The organism is Bacteroides caecicola, from assembly GCF_023337095.1.
GTDB classification, from domain to species: domain Bacteria; phylum Bacteroidota; class Bacteroidia; order Bacteroidales; family Bacteroidaceae; genus Phocaeicola; species Phocaeicola gallinarum.
Genome location: NZ_JAMBLM010000005.1, coordinates 199,403 through 216,516, shown reverse-complemented (window position 1 = coordinate 216,516; position 17,114 = coordinate 199,403). Strand labels below are relative to the sequence as shown.

At 45.4% G+C, this 17,114-nt stretch carries 15 protein-coding genes and 2 pseudogenes; 2 read left to right on the top strand and 15 right to left on the bottom strand.

The window, feature by feature from the left end; all coding sequences use genetic code 11:
- Positions 1-15: 15 nt before the first annotated feature.
- The 5 genes and pseudogenes from M3085_RS07045 to M3085_RS07025 form a co-directional block, all read right to left on the bottom strand.
- The gene (locus M3085_RS07045; protein WP_249052618.1) at positions 16-747 is read right to left on the bottom strand and encodes a hypothetical protein; all 732 of its coding nucleotides are present in this window, start codon (positions 745-747) and stop codon (positions 16-18) included.
- Complete coding sequence (locus M3085_RS07040; RefSeq protein WP_249052616.1) at positions 744-3,269, bottom strand: hypothetical protein; 2,526 nt, start codon at positions 3,267-3,269, stop codon at positions 744-746. Before M3085_RS07040 ends, M3085_RS07045 begins: the two co-directional genes overlap by 4 nt.
- Complete coding sequence (locus M3085_RS07035; RefSeq protein ID WP_249052615.1) at positions 3,269-5,983, bottom strand: conjugal transfer protein TraG; 2,715 nt, start codon at positions 5,981-5,983, stop codon at positions 3,269-3,271. The genes M3085_RS07040 and M3085_RS07035 overlap by 1 nt, the downstream gene beginning before the upstream one ends.
- A gap of 97 nt (positions 5,984-6,080) precedes the next feature.
- Entirely contained in the window at positions 6,081-6,377 is a 297-nt protein-coding gene (locus tag M3085_RS07030; protein WP_249052614.1) for a DUF4133 domain-containing protein, read from the bottom strand.
- 12 nt (positions 6,378-6,389) lie between these two features.
- Positions 6,390-6,488, bottom strand: a pseudogene (locus M3085_RS07025) (DUF4134 family protein); the annotation flags it as partial.
- 395 nt (positions 6,489-6,883) lie between these two features.
- Here M3085_RS07025 and M3085_RS07020 point away from each other — a divergent pair.
- Both M3085_RS07020 and M3085_RS07015 read left to right on the top strand, forming a co-directional pair.
- Complete coding sequence (locus M3085_RS07020; RefSeq protein ID WP_006743465.1) at positions 6,884-7,384, top strand: nucleotidyltransferase domain-containing protein; 501 nt, start codon at positions 6,884-6,886, stop codon at positions 7,382-7,384.
- An 11-nt stretch (positions 7,385-7,395) separates the two neighbouring features.
- The gene (locus M3085_RS07015; RefSeq protein WP_006743466.1) at positions 7,396-8,145 is read left to right on the top strand and encodes a nucleoside phosphorylase; all 750 of its coding nucleotides are present in this window, start codon (positions 7,396-7,398) and stop codon (positions 8,143-8,145) included.
- Between the two features lie 268 nt (positions 8,146-8,413).
- Here M3085_RS07015 and M3085_RS07010 read toward each other — a convergent pair whose 3' ends face one another.
- From M3085_RS07010 to M3085_RS06965, 10 genes and pseudogenes are all read right to left on the bottom strand, one after another.
- Complete coding sequence (locus tag M3085_RS07010; RefSeq protein WP_005812828.1) at positions 8,414-9,031, bottom strand: hypothetical protein; 618 nt, start codon at positions 9,029-9,031, stop codon at positions 8,414-8,416.
- 17 nt (positions 9,032-9,048) lie between these two features.
- Positions 9,049-10,287, bottom strand: coding sequence for a hypothetical protein (locus tag M3085_RS07005; RefSeq protein WP_009317650.1), 1,239 nt, complete (start codon positions 10,285-10,287; stop codon positions 9,049-9,051).
- Positions 10,284-10,682 (bottom strand): plasmid mobilization protein, encoded by a 399-nt coding sequence (locus M3085_RS07000; RefSeq protein ID WP_005812832.1) that lies wholly within the window; start codon positions 10,680-10,682, stop codon positions 10,284-10,286. The genes M3085_RS07005 and M3085_RS07000 overlap by 4 nt, the downstream gene beginning before the upstream one ends.
- 288 nt (positions 10,683-10,970) lie before the next feature.
- Complete coding sequence (locus tag M3085_RS06995; protein ID WP_005812835.1) at positions 10,971-11,798, bottom strand: hypothetical protein; 828 nt, start codon at positions 11,796-11,798, stop codon at positions 10,971-10,973.
- A 259-nt stretch (positions 11,799-12,057) separates the two neighbouring features.
- Positions 12,058-13,116: a tyrosine-type recombinase/integrase gene (locus M3085_RS06990; RefSeq protein WP_249052613.1), complete on the bottom strand. Its 1,059-nt coding sequence runs from the start codon at positions 13,114-13,116 to the stop codon at positions 12,058-12,060.
- Positions 13,117-13,153: 37 nt separating this feature from the next.
- Positions 13,154-13,468: a hypothetical protein gene (locus tag M3085_RS06985; protein ID WP_006743469.1), complete on the bottom strand. Its 315-nt coding sequence runs from the start codon at positions 13,466-13,468 to the stop codon at positions 13,154-13,156.
- Between the two features lie 12 nt (positions 13,469-13,480).
- On the bottom strand, positions 13,481-13,801 hold the full coding sequence (locus M3085_RS06980; RefSeq protein WP_006743470.1) for a helix-turn-helix domain-containing protein: 321 nt from the start codon (positions 13,799-13,801) through the stop codon (positions 13,481-13,483).
- A 148-nt stretch (positions 13,802-13,949) separates the two neighbouring features.
- On the bottom strand, positions 13,950-15,212 hold the full coding sequence (locus M3085_RS06975) for a site-specific integrase (RefSeq protein ID WP_006743471.1): 1,263 nt from the start codon (positions 15,210-15,212) through the stop codon (positions 13,950-13,952).
- Positions 15,213-15,334: 122 nt separating this feature from the next.
- A complete protein-coding gene (locus M3085_RS06970) occupies positions 15,335-16,507 on the bottom strand; it encodes a site-specific integrase (RefSeq protein WP_117543340.1) in 1,173 nt (390 codons plus the stop codon).
- A gap of 192 nt (positions 16,508-16,699) precedes the next feature.
- Positions 16,700-17,109: pseudogene (locus M3085_RS06965) on the bottom strand (DUF4134 family protein).
- Positions 17,110-17,114 lie beyond the last annotated feature (5 nt).

Here is a 17,114-nt window from a genome sequence, read left to right as displayed (position 1 = left end):
TCTCTTTTTACGTTCTCAATAATTCAATTTGCCTGATTGTCTCCATCGACCGAAAGCATCGTCTATGAGTTCCCGTTTGGTTTTGGTACGATAGACCTTTTCTTTCCAATAACCGATACGCACCTGTATGTACCGCCATGTCTCGAAGTAAGCCCTGTTCAGATGCCGTTCGATATTGTCAAGAGAATTGTTGATGCTGTTCAACACCATAACCAAGTCCGAAGTGGAACAGGCGGCTGCTCCTGTGGCGTACAGAACCAAATCACTCACGGACTTGTAGAGATATTCGCCCTCTTGGGCTATCATTCGTATGGCTCCGGCATTGATGGTGAGTATCAGCGTATCTGCCAGTTCGATATGTTTCCGTTTGATGACCTTCTCATTGAAATCTTTAAGCATCGTTTTGTAGTCGGATATTCTGTCACTGACCCCTTGATAGGTGGAATGAACATTCAACGCAGTGCGTAATGACTGGTACATCACATCTATCGCATCAAAGGCTCTGGTGTATTTATCCAAATCCACGTTCAACTCCTTGTAGCCAACAGTCTCCTCTCGGCTGTATTCGTGCAGGAGCTTGTTGCTGTGTTCCAATGTGGAACGAGCCAGCAATAGGCTACGCTGTTGCTTGTGGTCATTGATATAGGCTTCCACAGTGCCTATATCAAAGCTCCATTGTGCCTTAGCCGATATTGGGACAAGCAATATCATCAACAATCCGATTTTATATACCATGCTTGTTTTCATCGTCTGTCCTCCTTATGCTGTCTGTTCCGTGCATTCTCCATCCATCGGTCATGGCATTCTTCCACGAGTGTCAATCTCTTTCCTTGTTCGTCATCAATAGGAGGCAACACATCTTTCAACACATCAATGATACTGCGCTTGTAGTGCATCATCTTTTCCAGTGACACCAAGTCAGCATAAATTTTCGTAAGTCGGGAGTCCACCTCGCGTGCAATATCCAAACGGTCGCTAGACCAAAGCAGGTGATACATATCATTAGTATTCGTGTCCTCCTGCGGTGCAGTCCTGGCGTATTCTGTGGTTATCTTGCATTTCGGATATTCTTTCGCAATCTCCGCTATGCGGTCATTGACCAATTTCGTCTTATCCTTTTCACTCATGCCGGGATCGAGTGTTATCACTTCCACCACGTGGGTATCGGAATATTCGGTGGTCAAGTCCCAGGAAATTTGCAGTATGGCCCTGTGTATCTTGATGCCCAGAAAATATTTCGGCTTGCGTGCGATTTTCAGCGTTGCCCTGAACGTGATGATACCGTTGATATTGGGTATAGTCCCTTTTCTGATAAAGGTATAGCCACTCCAAGAACCATTGTCTTGCCATGTGATGTTGTAAGCCGTCTTGCAGTCCTGCATGATAGCCGGAATGCGGTAGTAGTCATCGGTCACCACATCATTGTCGCTCTTGGCTTCTTCTTTCGCCTGTGCGATTTCAGCCTGTTTCTGCTGCCAGGTGGCAAGTTCCGGCTTCAGTCTTTCTATTTCCGCTTTGTTCTCATTGTATTTCTGGCGGAGAGGGATGGCATCCTCTACGCTGGCATTGGCAATCTGCTTGATCAGCGATTCGTTTTCCTTTTCCAATGCAGATATTTGGGATTGGAGTGCGTAAACCTTGTTGTCCGCTTCACGTTGCATGGCATCCAGTTCCGACAAATCCAGTTCTTCACTTTCGGCTGTGGTCTGCATCGCGCATTCTTTGGAATGGGCGTTAAGCGACTTTCTGCATTTACGGCATTTGTACTGGGTCGTTCCCTGCCCAAGTGTCGCCCCATCCGAACAGGTTACGCTGATTGTTACCGTCTCGCAGCCTTTCAATTTTTCCTCGTTGGTTGCCTGATAATAGTTACGGCTGTCGGATGCGATGTAATAGACATAACCGTCCTCGTTGTCATTGAACTCTGAAAGCCTTGCGTTAATCTGGGCTTTGAATGTATTCAAGTCCATTGAGTAGGAGTCAAATATATCCTCATAAACGACTTCTTCATTGTCCCAGCTCTTTGAGACATGAATCTCGTAGGCGTATGCTTTCTTGGTCTGCTTGCTGCCACGTTTGATGACATAGCTGGACTGGTAGTAGTTGATGGTGTATTTGAAGCCGTCATTGGTGTTGTTGAGTTGCTGCACCCTGCTTCTTGACCATCCGGCATAACGCTCCGAATTGGAAAGAGCTTGTTCCCGTTGCGAGGCATTGGGATAGAAATTCGGATTGCTTGTTTGGAAGCGGGTCCATTCACCGCCTTCAAGAATGCTCTTGTCATCGGTCGGAGGAACATAATCACAAAGAGGCACGCTACCACGATCACGTCTGGCGATATACCACCGCTGGGTGTAATAATTGCCTGAAGTCTTGTCCAGATAGTCGGTTATCCACGAAGTGAGGTTGTAATCACTGAACTTGAACAGTCCAGCCACATTGTCCGGACTACCCACGATGTTGAGTATAGCCTGTCCTGCATTGTTCTCCAACTGCTCAAAGAGACTGCTGTAATGTTCGTAGATGTCTATGACCTTGCTGACCTTGCCGTTCATCAGTTCATGGAAAGAGTTTTGCTGCAACAAGGCATCTCCGATGTTGGTGATACCCGAAGTTGCAAGCCCTGCACCCATTCTGTACAGGTTGTCCAGATCGGCTTTCAGGTTCTCTTTTGTGAAATTGCCTGGAACATCGGATATGTCGTCAAAAAGGCGTTCCCAATCCACATTGCCGATTTCCGAGAGTTTTAGGATTGACTTTATTTCCTCGTTGAACTCCAAAAAGGCGATATCCGAGAAGGACAATGTGCTGTTGGTGACAATACTCTCAAACTGCATACACAGGGCTTTGGTGTCATCACACACTTTCATCAGATAACTGCCCCAATGGAGGGCTGTCTGTGGGGAGTGAAGCATCAGCTTGGCTACAATCCATGTCTTCGGGATAATCTTATGCGCTACTAAATGATATATTCTTCGGTAATAATAATTTTCCGTGGCACTGCTCCAGATTCCTAAATCCGTTAGAGCCTTACGTTCCAGAAATTTGCTCGCGAAGATTCCTGCTGTGGCTACCTCTGAAGCCTTGTAGTGTTTCAAGATAGCCTGTACCTGCTCGTCATAATACGCCTCTGCAACGGTTCCTGTGCCATAGGCAGCAACCATGGCGGCCACAGTTTTCGCATCTATGTTCACACTGTAATACTGAGCGTGAGCCTGTTGTGCGAAAAGTGTGGCTATTGTCATTATTATGAGAGTCAATCGTTTCATTACTGTCTTGTTTGGGATTGATGAAGATTCAATACTTTTCCGGCACTGTTCACCTTATGGGCAAATGGCAAGGATTTGCTGATTCCGGAAGCCTCCCAATCCGCGCAATAACGCTCGATGGCTTCTTGGTGGCTGCATTGCAGCTCTGCTTTGTAGAGTTTCAACGCTTCCTTTTCTGCCCGTTCCGTGGTGTAGGTCATATAACATTCATGTGGTTCCTCCACGCCATATACTCCGCTTGTCGTACCACGGCGGATAAAGACCTCACGGAAGAACGAACGCCCCTCTTTATTATCCAATCGGTTGATTGTGAATATTTTCTTGCAATCCACATCGGTCAGTCCGAGTATCGCCTTAATGGTGTCAAAGCGTTCACGGAACTTGCTTTGGTCAAGCAACATCACCACATCGGAGTTGTTGATAATGGCTTCCTTAACGATTTCTGAGCCGATGATGTCCTGAATCTCTTGCGTTACTACACCCACGCTTGCCCAGAACTTTCGGGCCGTCTTGTACATGAACTTGATGTATTCTGCCATTAGTGGGGAAGCGATGGCTTTCCAGGCTTCTTCTATTACCAAGACCTTGCGGTTCTTCTTGATACGCATCTTTTGCAGGAACACATCCATGATAATAAGCGTTACCAAGGGAAACAGAAGCGGGTCATCTTTTATGGAATCTATCTCGAATACGATAAAGGTCTCATCAAACAGCGAACTGTCCATGTTCTCGTTCAAAGTTTTCTCGTGATTGCCTCCTCTATAAAAGTCCTTCATCATATAGCGGTAGGTAGAGAAGTCTATCCCTAAAATGTTGTTTTCGTTGCAGATGTCAGGAATGCGTTGTACGGAGAACTCGTAGAACGTGTTGAATGACAACGATTCCACTTTCAATTCCTTTCTTCTTCGTTCAATTTCGTCAATGACCTTTTCCACTCGTGCGTTCAGTTCCACTTCGCTTTCGGAACGGTTCCTGCCTTTGTTGCGCTCGTCAATCAGAAGACTTTTACGCAAATCGTCTCGTTGGGGAGGTGTAAAACCGTTGAACTTATTGAAGTAGGTATCGTAATACTCTGTGATGACCTGTTCAATCAGCCTGTCTTCTGTCTTGGTAACAGTCCCTTGGCTGCCTTTCCAGATCAGCAATACAAGGTTTTTCAGGAAGCCGGTCTTCTCCACATTCAGTTCTTGTCGGCTGATGCGGAACGGATTCATGGTAATGGGTCGTTCTTCCGTATAAGAGATGTATTTGCCTCCCACATATTCGCACAATCCCTCGTATGAGTTTCCGGTATCTACCATTACCACATCCGTCCCTTGTTCGTGGAGTTGGCGTACCACGCTATTGATATGGAACGACTTGCCGCTTCCCGAAGGACCCAAACAGAAAAAATTACTGTTGTCGGTAAGTTTTTCCGCTCCTTCTTTTCCTGTGATGTCGATTGCGACAGGTACGCCTTGCCTGTCTGTATAGTAAATCTTCAATGGCGTTTTCTCGCTGTGCAGAATACGCTCCTTGTACATCAGGCAAGTGGCCGCATCTCCCAAAGTAAGAAAACGGTCATACTCCGGATTCATGCCGTAACAGTTACCGGGGAAGGAATTGACGAACAGCTCCAATTGGTTGTAAGCCCTTTTGGATATATGGATGCCCATCCTTGAAAAACTGTTCTCCAAATAGTTCGTACATTTATGGATGTCGGTTTCCGCAGATATGGCTACCACAAGGTTGTAATGGGTATATACCAGTTGTTTGCTTTCTCTTGCCACTACTTCCTGCACACGCTTAATGTCCTCGACTGCCATCTGGTTGCCGGGATTGGGCATACTCGCATGGCGGTTCTTCTTTTTGTCAAGCAATGCCAGTTCTCTCTTTTGGTTGGGAATGAATATCATCTGGTTATATACTATGGCTTCGGTGTTTGGTATGGATGATACCGCAGACACCAAATCCATTGGCATACAGCTGTTGTTGACTTCCACATTCATATAAGGACGAATGACTGATGGCAGGCTTACGCTATCCACGTCCACAAGGCTATATACTTTGCAGCGTTTGTCTCCCATGGAGATACATTCGTCATCCACCTTGAAATTGGTCATAGATACAACCTTGTCTCTGAAATTCATGGCGAAATAACGGTCTGCATATTCGCTGACCTCCTGCTTGTTCAGAAATTTTGCCTGCACGCCTGCATCACGCAACTGGTCATGCACCTTGCGTATCTTCACAAGGAAATCACGCCATTTCTTGCTGTCGTATGAAAACAGGCTGCTCTTTTTTGACTCTTGCGTAATGGTCAGGTAGCATTCGCTGTCAGTATAGGATCTGCCGTTGAAGTAACGGAAATAGGAAGAGGTGAGAAATTCTCGTTTCTCATCGTCAAGTCCCTCAAAACTCTTTTTTACAAAAATGTCCTGCTTGTGTATGGCATATCCTTCTCCCAGTGTTTGCGCTATCGCGGTAAAGAGTTGGGTAAACTCGTAATAGGCATCAATGTTGGCACAATACTTCTGCACTGGATTCTCCACTTTCAGCACAGCGGAATATTCGCCGGTCTTGGTGTATATCACACCGATACCGTTCGCGTCTTCTACGGATAAATAGATATCCTGGAAAATCCGCTTCCGTTTGCCTCCTGTTCCAAAAGCATAGACAGAAATGGCCATGCCTAAGCAAATAGCAATAAATATCAGGAAGATGTATGTAATCATTCGGTTATTTGCAATTAAGGGCAGGCTGACCTGATGAAAGGACAAGCCTGCCACGTTCAACATTCAATGTATCCATTCATGGTCAAATGGTTTTCTGTTACATTTTCTTGGAGTAGGCATAGATAAACACCCCTCGTTCCTGCCGTTTGCTATGCAGCCCTTTTCTCTGTTTGAACAGAATCAGTCCTGCACCAATTGTTATGGCAACGGCCAGTACAATCAGTGCGAGAACGAATCCGGCCAGACAATAGGCTATGATGAAGCCGACTATGGCAATGCCTATCGTGGCTGCCGCCCAATAGATGTATCGCCCTTGGATGCCCATAAATTCAAGTGGGCGTTGCAGCCCCTTGAATAATGGATAATCAGGATATTGTTCCTCTCGGCTCTTCATGACACCTTCGGTTTAGGAGAGTCCAAAGAACAAAGGCAGAGCCTGTGCAGCTGCAATGAGGAAGATACAGGCACCGACAACCATCATGATCTTCTTCTTCAGAATCTGCTTCCGAATTGTAAAGTGCTGAATATCAACACTCCCAAAAAGCAAAGAGTACCAAAAGAAACAAACTGGAAACAAAAATTTCAAAAACCCCAAAATGAAAACATCTGCTTAACATATCTTAACACGGAAATGAACGGAAATTTTCATTTTCTATCATTTTGTGCTGCGTTCCTGAAGGTGCAAAATCAGGTATTGTGAACCTTATTGTCGTTTCAGCAATCAGGTTGAAAAAATGGCTTTAGTTGGAAAAATGTGCACGAAAAGTGGGCTTTTCAGGTGGCATTTTATAGTATTTTCTGCGAAAATACAGTTGTATGTTTAACTTTCTACGTATAAGTCTCTTTAGTCTCACGGAATTTTATTAACTTTGCACCAAAGTTTATTTTAATTGCAATTTTATGGTCACTTATTTTGATGCATGTGAGATTCTTGAAATGCTGTCTGAAGCATCTGTAAAGGTGTTTCTGGACGGCGGTTGGGGTGTCGATGCACTTATAGGCAGAGAAACAAGAATACATAACGACATCGATCTGTTCGTAGAGAAGAAAGACTATGGTAAGGCCATATCCGTGATTACCTGGAAGGGATACAGAGAAGTTGTAATGGACTATACGACCGATAGCCATACTGTCTGGAAAGATGACAACGGAAGAATAATCGATCTGCATTGTTTCGAATATGTCGAAGATGGAATTCTATATGACGGATACACTTTCCCAAGCGAAACTTTCTCAGGTAAAGGAAATATCGGGAATATTGAGGTAACATGCATAAACCCGGAGGCACAGGTACAGTTCCATCTTGGATATGAATACGATGAAAATGATGTCCACGACGTCCTGTTATTATGCAGAACTTTCAATCTTGAGATACCGGAGCAATATAAAACTCACATCTGATTCAATATGCTATGATTACTGATAGTTATGATATTGAAACTGAACCAATGATCAATCTGTTTGATTTCTACGGCAGACGTGGAGATTTTGCAGATATATGCCTGATAATATTCTCGAAGGAGATTCATCGGCATTTACTTGATTCCTACGAATCTGAAATTATTGCAACTATGCCGGCTTGCAATGGCGATACGCATATCTATAAAACAACTTATAAAGGAGTTACGATAACTTTCTACCTGTCAGGAATAGGTTCAGCAGTAGCATCCTCTCAATGTCATCTTGCAAGCTGGCTAACTGGAGCATCAAAGTTCATTATGTTCGGTTCCTGTGGCAGTCTTGACCGTACAACCACACAAGGTAGATTTATCATACCGACACAAAGTTACAGAGGGGACGGGTGTTCATATTATTTTGCAGCACCATCCGACTATATTGATATAGCCGCAAGCAAGGAACTTTCCATAATTTTCGACAAATTATCTGTACCATATATTACAGGTAAAATATGGACGACAGATTCGATGATCAGAGAAACAAAAGGACTTGTACGCAAACGTATGGAAGAAGGGTGCATCGCTGTAGAAATGGAATTGGCTGGAGTTCAATCTGTGTGCGACTTCTACAATTTGAAGTTGTATGCTTTTTTTGAAACAGGTGACATTTTGGATACAAATGGATATGAAGCCAAAGGCTTGAACAATGCCAACCATAGTTTAAACAAACTTTATATTGCTTTAGAAACGGCAACCTACATCTGAAGTATATCAGAATTGTAAATTCCCATTTAGCGGACTATATAAAAAGTATTCCATAACCATCTATACGTGGTTTACGGAATGCTTACTTTATAACAATTAGGTTTACACTCGTTTATTTTGACGGTGCAAAGTTACTCATGCTATCTGGCTCCCACAACGGGCAATAGTGCACATTTTCAAGAAAATGACGTTTTCAAGAAAAAAAATATCCCTACAAACTTAGACTATGCCAAGTTTCGTAGGGATTTTGGAGGGTATAAACATTAGATTACTTCGTCCAGTGGTAGTGACTGTCGAGCATCAGGAAGATAGCCAAGCCGAAAATAACGAGTCCAAGGACAAAGAAGAACCAGAAGAAATACTGCACATAGTGTCCGAGGTAGGTTCCGTCGTACTCCTTGTACCTTTCCTGAACCCTTCTACGTTCTTCATAAAACATTTGATTGACCTCACGGATATGCTTCTGCATCTGAGTGGTCATCCATTCATGTTGTTTGTCGAACATGTCCTGAATCTTCTTCCAGTCAACATCATCGACTCTGACTGAAACCTTCAACTTGGTTGGGGCATCCTTCAGAACATTGTCAATGTGGGTATTGATGGTGTCAACCTTACCACTGATAGTGTCAACGGCATTGCCAAGAGCAGTCTGAGCTGAATTGTACTTACGGATGGCAGACTCCAGTTGAAGAGTTGCATTGATCCAAGTGTTGGTCGCTTTGTCAATGTTCTCACTCAACTGCCTGAGTTCAGGCGCACGACTGACAACAGCATCCTCGGCATCATGCTCTTCAATCTCTTCCTGGACTTCGTTCATCATGTCATCGAAGTCAGGCTTCTGCTCGTCATCTTCGATGAGTTCTTCTACATGTTTTGTTCTTCTCATTGATATGTAGGATTTGTCTAACGGTGGAATGAACGTCTTTTCTGCGGTGGCTTGCACATGGCATGAGCCATCTGGAGGCAACGGCGAGCCCGCTCACGCTCGTCTTCGTCATCATCCTTACCCCAACCAGAGGAAGGAGCAGAACCACCACCGCCACAAGATTCGGACACGGTTGTTGCTGCATCAATCATATCAAGGAAGAGAAGCATACCTACATGAGAAATGTCCTCTCTTGATGCAGTCATATCAGAATCAGGAACCTGAACCTCATTGAGGAAGATGTCCTTGACCGTGTTCGGAATATAGATTCTCTTCATTTCACCGCTAACATTGACATTGAAGGCAGTCTTGGTAGCAACTGGCAATGGCTTAGAATTGGACTGGGTAGGTTTCGTTGTCTGAGCAACAGGGCGAGCAGGGCGAGCCGGTGAAACGGAAGGTGAAGCAGGTCGCATCTTGACCTGAGTAGGCTTAGGATGCATCTTCTTCCATGTGGCTTCAAGCTGTGATACCATGAACTTTCGACCGATGGCAGAAGCCTTGAACACTGAGGCATTCTTGCCGATGGTGTAGCCCACAAGTTTGCAGTTAGTAGTGTCATACCTTGGATTGACCTCATAGCCTCTCATGCGAAGCATATCAAAGTAACGGTCAATGTCGAAACTATCCATCTTCTGAAGGGTATATTCGCAAAACTCCGCTATATCTTGTTGGCGCATTTCACGAACCTCCTGAGGTTGCTCCCAACCATGCCTTGCGTTGATAATTTCCGCAGCCCTTATTGCTCTGATGTGAACATCGTGAACATCGTTGGTCTTGCCGTCATTATCCACACGGCAACAGTCAAGATGCAGGTGAAGGGTTCCAGACTTGGAATCCCGATGCAAGGCAGCAACACTCATAGAATTGCGGAAATTGGTCTTGACCTTCTCCTTAAAGCCTTTGGGTAAAAGTCCGACTGAATCCAAAGCTTCCAATCCTTCATCAGCGAGGTTTGCCCAGTCATCCAAGGTATAGTTCTCTGACTCTTCCTTGGATGGGGAGAGTACAAACGTGGTCATGAAGCGTTCCAACTTTCGCCCAACAGTCCTGTCCTGTTGATGCAACTGGCAGTGATGCTTCATCCGATACCAGATTTCGGTGGCATCGAGATAGTCAGGCATGTGGTTCACCTTGACCACGGTTGCATCCTCCTTCTCCATTGCGTACCTTGCGGCATTGCCGCCATAGGCTACTGGTCTTGCGAGTATAATCATTCGTCTTCTTGAACTTTGGTCAGTACAGGAGAAGTAAGGTTGTCTTCAATGCTATACCAGTGTTTGATGAGTCGTTCAACGGCTTCAATCCACCACTTCATGAACTTTGGAGATCTGAACATCTTCTGCTTTTCCTCGGGTGAAGCATCGTGCAACTTACTGCGGACTTTTATCAAGTCGGTACGTGCCTCAGTCAGAGAGTTCAGGGCTTTGCTTTCCTCTGGAGTGAGTCGCTGACGTGGGTGATGCTTCTTGCCAGTCTCAACGAGATACTTGCCTATGCTCATACCACATTCCTTAGCGAGTTTTTTCAGTTCCTTCCAGTCCTTATCGGTACAGCGGAAGGAATGCACCCTTGTGGGTGTCTTCTTGATAATCTTCTTTTTCTTAGCCATATCTTTGAATATGATTAAAGGGATGAATATAAATCAGTAAAAAAGAAGGACATAGGTCTGCGAGCCTGCGAGTAGCCCGAGAAACTTTTAGGACTGCATAAATTTGGTCACAAATAATGTAGTACAAAAGGATTTCTCGAAAAGTACCTCTTAAAAATCGGTCCTTTTACCTGCTAAGTTCCCGTCAGGGCTTAGAAAGTCGTTTCGGCTTGCCGTGTTGTCCTGTATCGGTAAACGTCCTTTGGGATGGTTTGGCGGTGCAGGTCGCATTCCTGAGTCCTCAGACGGCTATTTGTTGCCGTTCTGGTTGTAGTAGCCGTTAGGCTTCTGATAGCCGTTGAAAGGCGGTCTTTGATTGCCGTTAGGCTGTTGTGGCTGCTGTCCTCCTTGCTGAGAAGGTATCTGCTCATGCTGCTTCCCTTCATTCTGCTTGCCATCGGCTTCACCTTGGGGAGAAGGGCTGTCAGCAGACTGCGGGGAATTGTTTTCAGGAGGTGATGGTGACTTGTTGCCATCTGCTCCAGACTTACCCACATTGCCACTATCATTAGATTGTGGTGATTGGTGCGACACATTGCCAGTTGTCTGAGGATTGTTGCCCTCGGCAGAGTCATTGGATTTGTCATCGGCAGAAGCAGAACCTTCCTTGTCCTTCTTCTTGTCATCAGGATCCTCAGTGATGATGACCTTGGAGGCAGGAACTTCCGCATGGATGATTGCCGTACTGTCGTTATTGCGCTTTAAGGCAAAGGCATTCGACACGAACTTGGCATCAACATACCAGCCTGAGAGACAATGAAGGGTGTAGATGCGGTTATCTTCCACTTCCTGAGAAGAGAAAATGCCCACAGCCTCCATAGCATCCAACAGCTTTGGAACCGTCTTGCGGTCTTTGTCCCAGAGTTTGGCAAGTTGGGTATTGTCAACCATAACTTGACCTGCCAAGATTTCTACTTGCTTGGTCTTGCTGATTTGCACAAGTTTTGGAACTGGCTCGGCAAGATCCACAAGCGACATGAAGCATTCCATACGGTCAATCTTGTACTTCTTGCTTCGAAGATGCTTCAACTGCTCTTCAGAGAAAGTGAAGCAACGATGTAATTTTTTATCGTCCATAGTCTATGATATTATTGAAATGTAACCGAATAAAGGGAAAAGGAATATGCCATCAAAAAGAAGAGAATCACTGGATAAGTTCAACCAGGGATTTCTTCATGTCATCATCAATGACTCGGTATCGGGCAAAAGCAACGCTGCCTTTGGCATGACCAGACATAGAAGCAACCAAATCAGGGTCTTTGACCATGCGGTAAAGATTACCGATAAAAGTCCTTCGTGCAAGATGAGAGGTAGCCACATCTGAGATTGGCTTCTTCTATTCAAGCCGTGTCTTAGGGTTAATCACAGTGACAACACGATTTACCTTGGCACGCTTCAAGATTCTACGGATAGCATCGTTGAACTTGAAGTTATAATGCTTGGGGAAGATTGGTTCATCATCACCATGGTCATGGCCATCAAGGATAGCCATAGCCTTGGGGATAAGAGGAACCCTTACAACGTCACCTAACTTGCCCTTGGTCTTGATGGGGATATATTCCAGAACACCGTCAATAATGTTCTTGGGGGTGAAGGTCACAAGATCACTATGACGGCATCCGACCATACACTGAAACACGAACATATCACGATACTCAGCAAGTTCTGCATCATCCGTTAGGTCTGCATCCAGAACTTGGTCACGCTCCTGAATGGTCAGGAAATATGGAGTGCCATAGAGTGCCTTGGGCATGTCATAGCCAAAGAAGGGGTCATTGTTTGTGACTCCCTGCTTTCGTACCCAGTTGCAGACGGTACGCATCAAGGTCATGTTAGTGACGATGGTATTCATAGATATGTCATAGTCAGAAGACAGGAAATCCGCAAACACACGAAGATCATCGGCAGTCATGCTGTCAATGTTCATCGGGTGTTTGTGTTCATCCTCAAAACGAGTAACCTTGTCAATCAGGCATCGGGTGTTACACTCCTGATGCTTGCCGAAATGCTTGTTCTGAAGGTACCTCTCTGCCCAGATGACAAAGGATTTGCTTACCGCCATGCCACTGCCCATGCAATAGGCATTGGGGTGGTGATAGGCAAATATCAGTCGTCTTAGCCAGTCGGAGTTTGCTCCGATATAGTATTCCCTGGTTATGATACCTGTAATCTCCTTGACCTGTGAGTCAAAGAGGTTTCTGGTATCGTCATCCACAAGATTGACACGGCTCTTGTAGCCCTGTCGTTCTTGGCTCCAGTGATTGGGATTGATCTGAAGTTCGCTTGCGCACTTGACATCAAGCCCTTTGTCACGGACACGGAAGTACACCGAAGCACGGCTGTCAAGGTCGTTCTTCGATGTATCTTTCTGACGTATGTAAGCGGTAACTCTCATTGATATGTCTATGATATGACAAAAGGGAAAGAAGAAACTATCTGCGGAAATGCAGGTGACGATGCTCGGGATAGTCCGAAGCAATGTCCTTCAGCTGCTGTTCAAGTCGCTCGTTCTGGTATGGAGTGAGCGCATGGATAGCCTTGATGCAGACACTCTGCACAAGCAGGGTTCGTCTGCCGATAGTGTTTTCTTGGTCAATGCCCTTGTTGGCATGTGAAATCTCGCACAGTTCATTGAAGGCATCCTTCATACTGTGATAGCCTGTGCCATCCTTGGCATAGGTAACGGCAAGGCTGGCTACCTGAGCCAGTTTGTCGTTGTACTGCTGTTGATTGAAATCCTGATTCATAATACTCATTGATTAGTGGTTGGCAAGTTCATTCAGCTTCTGGGCTGCTGCCTCCTTGGTCTCAGCCTCAGACATGCTGCGGTTCTGACGCATCCACTTCAGAAGTTCAGCCTTCTCAAAGTAGATGAGTTTGCCGTTTGGACGGAAGAAAGGAAGCTCATGACGATGGGTCATCTTGTAGAGACTGCTCTTTGATATACCCATGAAAAGGGCTGCTTCTTCAAGTGTCAATACCTCCTTGGCTGCGCTGAGAGTGTTCTCCAGAACCTCGATGCGATGCTCAAATGACTCTACCTTCAAAAGAAGAGTCTCGTTGTCAATAGTCTTATTCATAATCTTGATATTTAGTTGTTTACGTTATCCTGAATGCTTGGTTTTGAGATAGCAAGCCCCTAAGGGTAGCGGAAACCACTACCTTGAATCAGGGCACTGCTTTTGATGAAATGAAACTGGTTGTTATCCTGAATCGGCTCGTTAGCCGTTATTCGTTATCCTGTATATCTATGACCTTGCGAGGGTGCGTGTTGGTCGCTGCCGTTCGCTTGGTTCGTGGAATCTTCTTGTTCTCGGTGTGTGGCTTGCGACTCCTGAATACCGTCTTGGTATTGGAGATAGCCTTGACCTTTTCCTCAGTCAGCACGTCTGCATAGACTGCGGTTGATTTGAGCGACTTGTGACCCATGAGTTTCTTGGTGGTCTCGATGTCACCAGTAGCCGCTTGGATCAATGTGCCAAAGGTATGTCGGGAGGTATGGAAGGAGATTGTCTTCGTGATACCTACCTTCTTGGCTATTCGTTTGAGAGCTGCATCCACATTGGCATGGGCAGGAAGGTGGAAAACCTTGTCATCCTTCTTGGGTGGCATCCATGCTTCTGCGGTTGAGCAGATTGGGACGGCATTGAGTTCCTTGGTCTTCTTCTGGACGATTACAAGTGTGTTCGTTACCTCGTTCCTCATGATGTTTGACCATCGCAAAGCCCTTATGTCGCTGATGCGTAGTCCTGTAAGGCAAGCGAAGCCAAATGCCAACTGGGTTTCCCTGACTCCGTTAGTCTCTTCGGATGCCATGAAGAGTTTGAGTTCATCGGGTGTAAGGTACAGCTTGTGACCAGACTTTGGCTTGGAGATTGTGTCTTCCTTCTCCAACTGATAGAAGGGGTTTGCCTTCAACTTGCCAGTCTTGACTGCCTTGTTGAATACTGCGACAATGCGTTGCTGCATGTTCCGCAAACTGGCATTACTCAACGGCTTTGCCTTGACTCTCACATACTTCTGAGGTACATAGTCATTCTTCAGCCAAAGAAAGAATGCCTTGAACCATGTCTTATCGAACTTCATCAGAGTGATGTGCGGTCTGCGTTTGGCTTTCAGAAACTCCTTCATGCGTTCTTGAAGGTATTGAGTCTGCTCGACAGTCCTCTTGGAATATTCGGGATTGCCGTCCATCCACTCCATGTAAGTCTGGATCCAGTCAATGACTTCGGGTGAGTCATCGTTGGGAATGTCGGGTACAACCATCAAGTGACCTTTCTCGGGAATGGTCTCGGGATGAAGGACGCGCTCGGCACGAATCTCCTGCGCACGTTTCAAGGTAGCCTCGTTGCGTTCCTTTGTCTCTTGGTTAATCTCAGGGATTAGGTAGAGGGAAAGGAACTCAAACTTGCGCTTGCCATTCTCATAGATGTCAAGATACAGGCTCTTGTTGTCGTTTTCAAGGTCTTTTTGTCGAAGTGTGATGGTCATATCAATGATTGTTATAATTGGTTATACCACTGGGGTGAAACACCACCCTGGTTTATCAAAGGGGGTGATTTCAAGTCACCTCCCTTAACTCTTTGAAGGGGGGTACTTTCAAAGTACATCCTTTACTTGAACATTCCATCAATGAGGTTGATGGCTTCCTCCTTCTTCTTATCTACGATTTTCGCATAGATTTCAGTGGTCTGAATGTTGGTGTGACCCATCAACTTGCTTGTGGTGAACAGGTCTGCGCCAAGTGTCAGCATCATTGTGCCGAAGGTGTGACGTGAACAGTGGAAACTGATGTGCTTCTCTACACCTGCTGCCTCTGCCCATTTGCGAAGGGCTCTGCCTATGACGGTCTGAGTAGTTGGTATATCAAAGAAGGGAGTTGTTATTCCCTTTGGTTTTGGTAACCAACGCTTTGCCTCTTCAGAGAGTGGGATGATGACAGGCTTCTCCGTCTTCTGCATTTCCATGTCAATATACTCGCCCTTGCCGTCAGGAGTCTTGAAAATGTGAATCGGTGCAAGTTTGTACATATCACTGAGTCGCAATCCAGTGAAACAAGCAAAGATGAAGGCTTGCTTGACCTCTGGGCGGTAACTGTCGGTTGCCATGAGGGCTTTAAGTTCCTCAATGGTAAGGTATTCCTTCTTGCCATCCTTTGGCTGAATGCGCTCCTTGGCATCCAGTTCCTTCATTGGATTGTTTCGGATGATACCTTGACGGACGGCATTGTTGAGAGTAGTCGAGAACATGCCGAGGTAACGGCTTGCCGTGTTCTGACTGATAGGTCTTGGCTCAATGTACTTGCAGTGTGAGTTTGGGAAGGTGCGAAGGAACTTCACATACCCACGGCAGAAATCAGCATTGACCTCTTCAAGGGTGATGAAGGTCTGATTGGACTCTTCAAGATATTTCTCCACGGTGTGAAGCATTTCAACACGACAATGGAGGGTTGACTTCTTGGTGCTGATTCCACCTTCACAATACTTCTTGATCCATCCTGTCAAGAGTTGAGAACCCTGCTTGACGGTTTCCCAGTCTTGCACTCCGTGACCATGGAGAGCCTTGATGCGCTCTGCCTTGATACGTTCTGCGAGTGCCATCGTTTCCTTGTTCTGCTCCTTGCAGAGTGGATTGACCTCAGGAATGATATAGAGTTTCAGATACTCATACTTCCTGACTCCCTTCCAGTAGATGTCAAGATAGATACTCTTGTTGCCATCTGCGAGTGATTTGAGACGAATCTTAATCGGCTCCTTCAGTTTGACTTGTTTCTTTGGTCTTGCCATGCTTGTATATTTTTTATTGGTAATTTACTCCCGAAAGAAGGGAAAATGAATTTTGCAGAGGGTCTGCGAGGTTTGGGCTTTTCGGATGCTGATATATCGTTTCTGCATCGTGATTATGCCCTTGAAAGCATGTGCAAAGATATGAAAATCAAGTCATATATGAGAAACAAATCAGAAACAAAAATCATTTTATTATATCTTTTTAAGAGTCGGTTGAGCAAGAATCGGAAAATTCAAAAATTCGCTTATTCGCTTGATACTAAGCGCTTTATTTATCACTTCCTTTCTTATCCTTTCTAACCAATTTTGGAGGACTAAGATATTCTTGACATCCTGCTCTTCATTGTTCATCGCAATGTAAACCGATATTGCGCCTACTACGGCAACCACTCCGGCAATGGCGTAGCAGAGTTTAACCACAATGGGAACATACTTTGCGATTTCCTCGCTCACTTGGGTCAATGCCGCTGTGCCGGCTGAATAGTCTCCTGCGGTGGTCTGTGCCATCATCGCTGTTACACCAAGCACCATCATCAGGCAGGTCATCTGCGCTTTTTTGATGTCGCTATCTTTTTTGCGAACCTTTTTGCTTTTTCAAACATGTTTG

What these genes read in the sequence shown, in the direction of transcription:
- M3085_RS07045 (WP_249052618.1), bottom strand. Translation starts at nt 747, where the DNA reads ATGAAAACAAGCATGGTATATAAAATCGGATTGTTGATGATATTGCTT.
- M3085_RS07040 (WP_249052616.1), bottom strand. Translation starts at nt 3,269, where the DNA reads ATGAAACGATTGACTCTCATAATAATGACAATAGCCACACTTTTCGCA.
- M3085_RS07035 (WP_249052615.1), bottom strand. Translation starts at nt 5,983, where the DNA reads ATGATTACATACATCTTCCTGATATTTATTGCTATTTGCTTAGGCATG.
- M3085_RS07030 (WP_249052614.1), bottom strand. Translation starts at nt 6,377, where the DNA reads ATGAAGAGCCGAGAGGAACAATATCCTGATTATCCATTATTCAAGGGG.
- M3085_RS07020 (WP_006743465.1), top strand. Translation starts at nt 6,884, where the DNA reads ATGGTCACTTATTTTGATGCATGTGAGATTCTTGAAATGCTGTCTGAA.
- M3085_RS07015 (WP_006743466.1), top strand. Translation starts at nt 7,396, where the DNA reads ATGATTACTGATAGTTATGATATTGAAACTGAACCAATGATCAATCTG.
- M3085_RS07010 (WP_005812828.1), bottom strand. Translation starts at nt 9,031, where the DNA reads ATGAGAAGAACAAAACATGTAGAAGAACTCATCGAAGATGACGAGCAG.
- M3085_RS07005 (WP_009317650.1), bottom strand. Translation starts at nt 10,287, where the DNA reads ATGATTATACTCGCAAGACCAGTAGCCTATGGCGGCAATGCCGCAAGG.
- M3085_RS07000 (WP_005812832.1), bottom strand. Translation starts at nt 10,682, where the DNA reads ATGGCTAAGAAAAAGAAGATTATCAAGAAGACACCCACAAGGGTGCAT.
- M3085_RS06995 (WP_005812835.1), bottom strand. Translation starts at nt 11,798, where the DNA reads ATGGACGATAAAAAATTACATCGTTGCTTCACTTTCTCTGAAGAGCAG.
- M3085_RS06990 (WP_249052613.1), bottom strand. Translation starts at nt 13,116, where the DNA reads ATGAGAGTTACCGCTTACATACGTCAGAAAGATACATCGAAGAACGAC.
- M3085_RS06985 (WP_006743469.1), bottom strand. Translation starts at nt 13,468, where the DNA reads ATGAATCAGGATTTCAATCAACAGCAGTACAACGACAAACTGGCTCAG.
- M3085_RS06980 (WP_006743470.1), bottom strand. Translation starts at nt 13,801, where the DNA reads ATGAATAAGACTATTGACAACGAGACTCTTCTTTTGAAGGTAGAGTCA.
- M3085_RS06975 (WP_006743471.1), bottom strand. Translation starts at nt 15,212, where the DNA reads ATGACCATCACACTTCGACAAAAAGACCTTGAAAACGACAACAAGAGC.
- M3085_RS06970 (WP_117543340.1), bottom strand. Translation starts at nt 16,507, where the DNA reads ATGGCAAGACCAAAGAAACAAGTCAAACTGAAGGAGCCGATTAAGATT.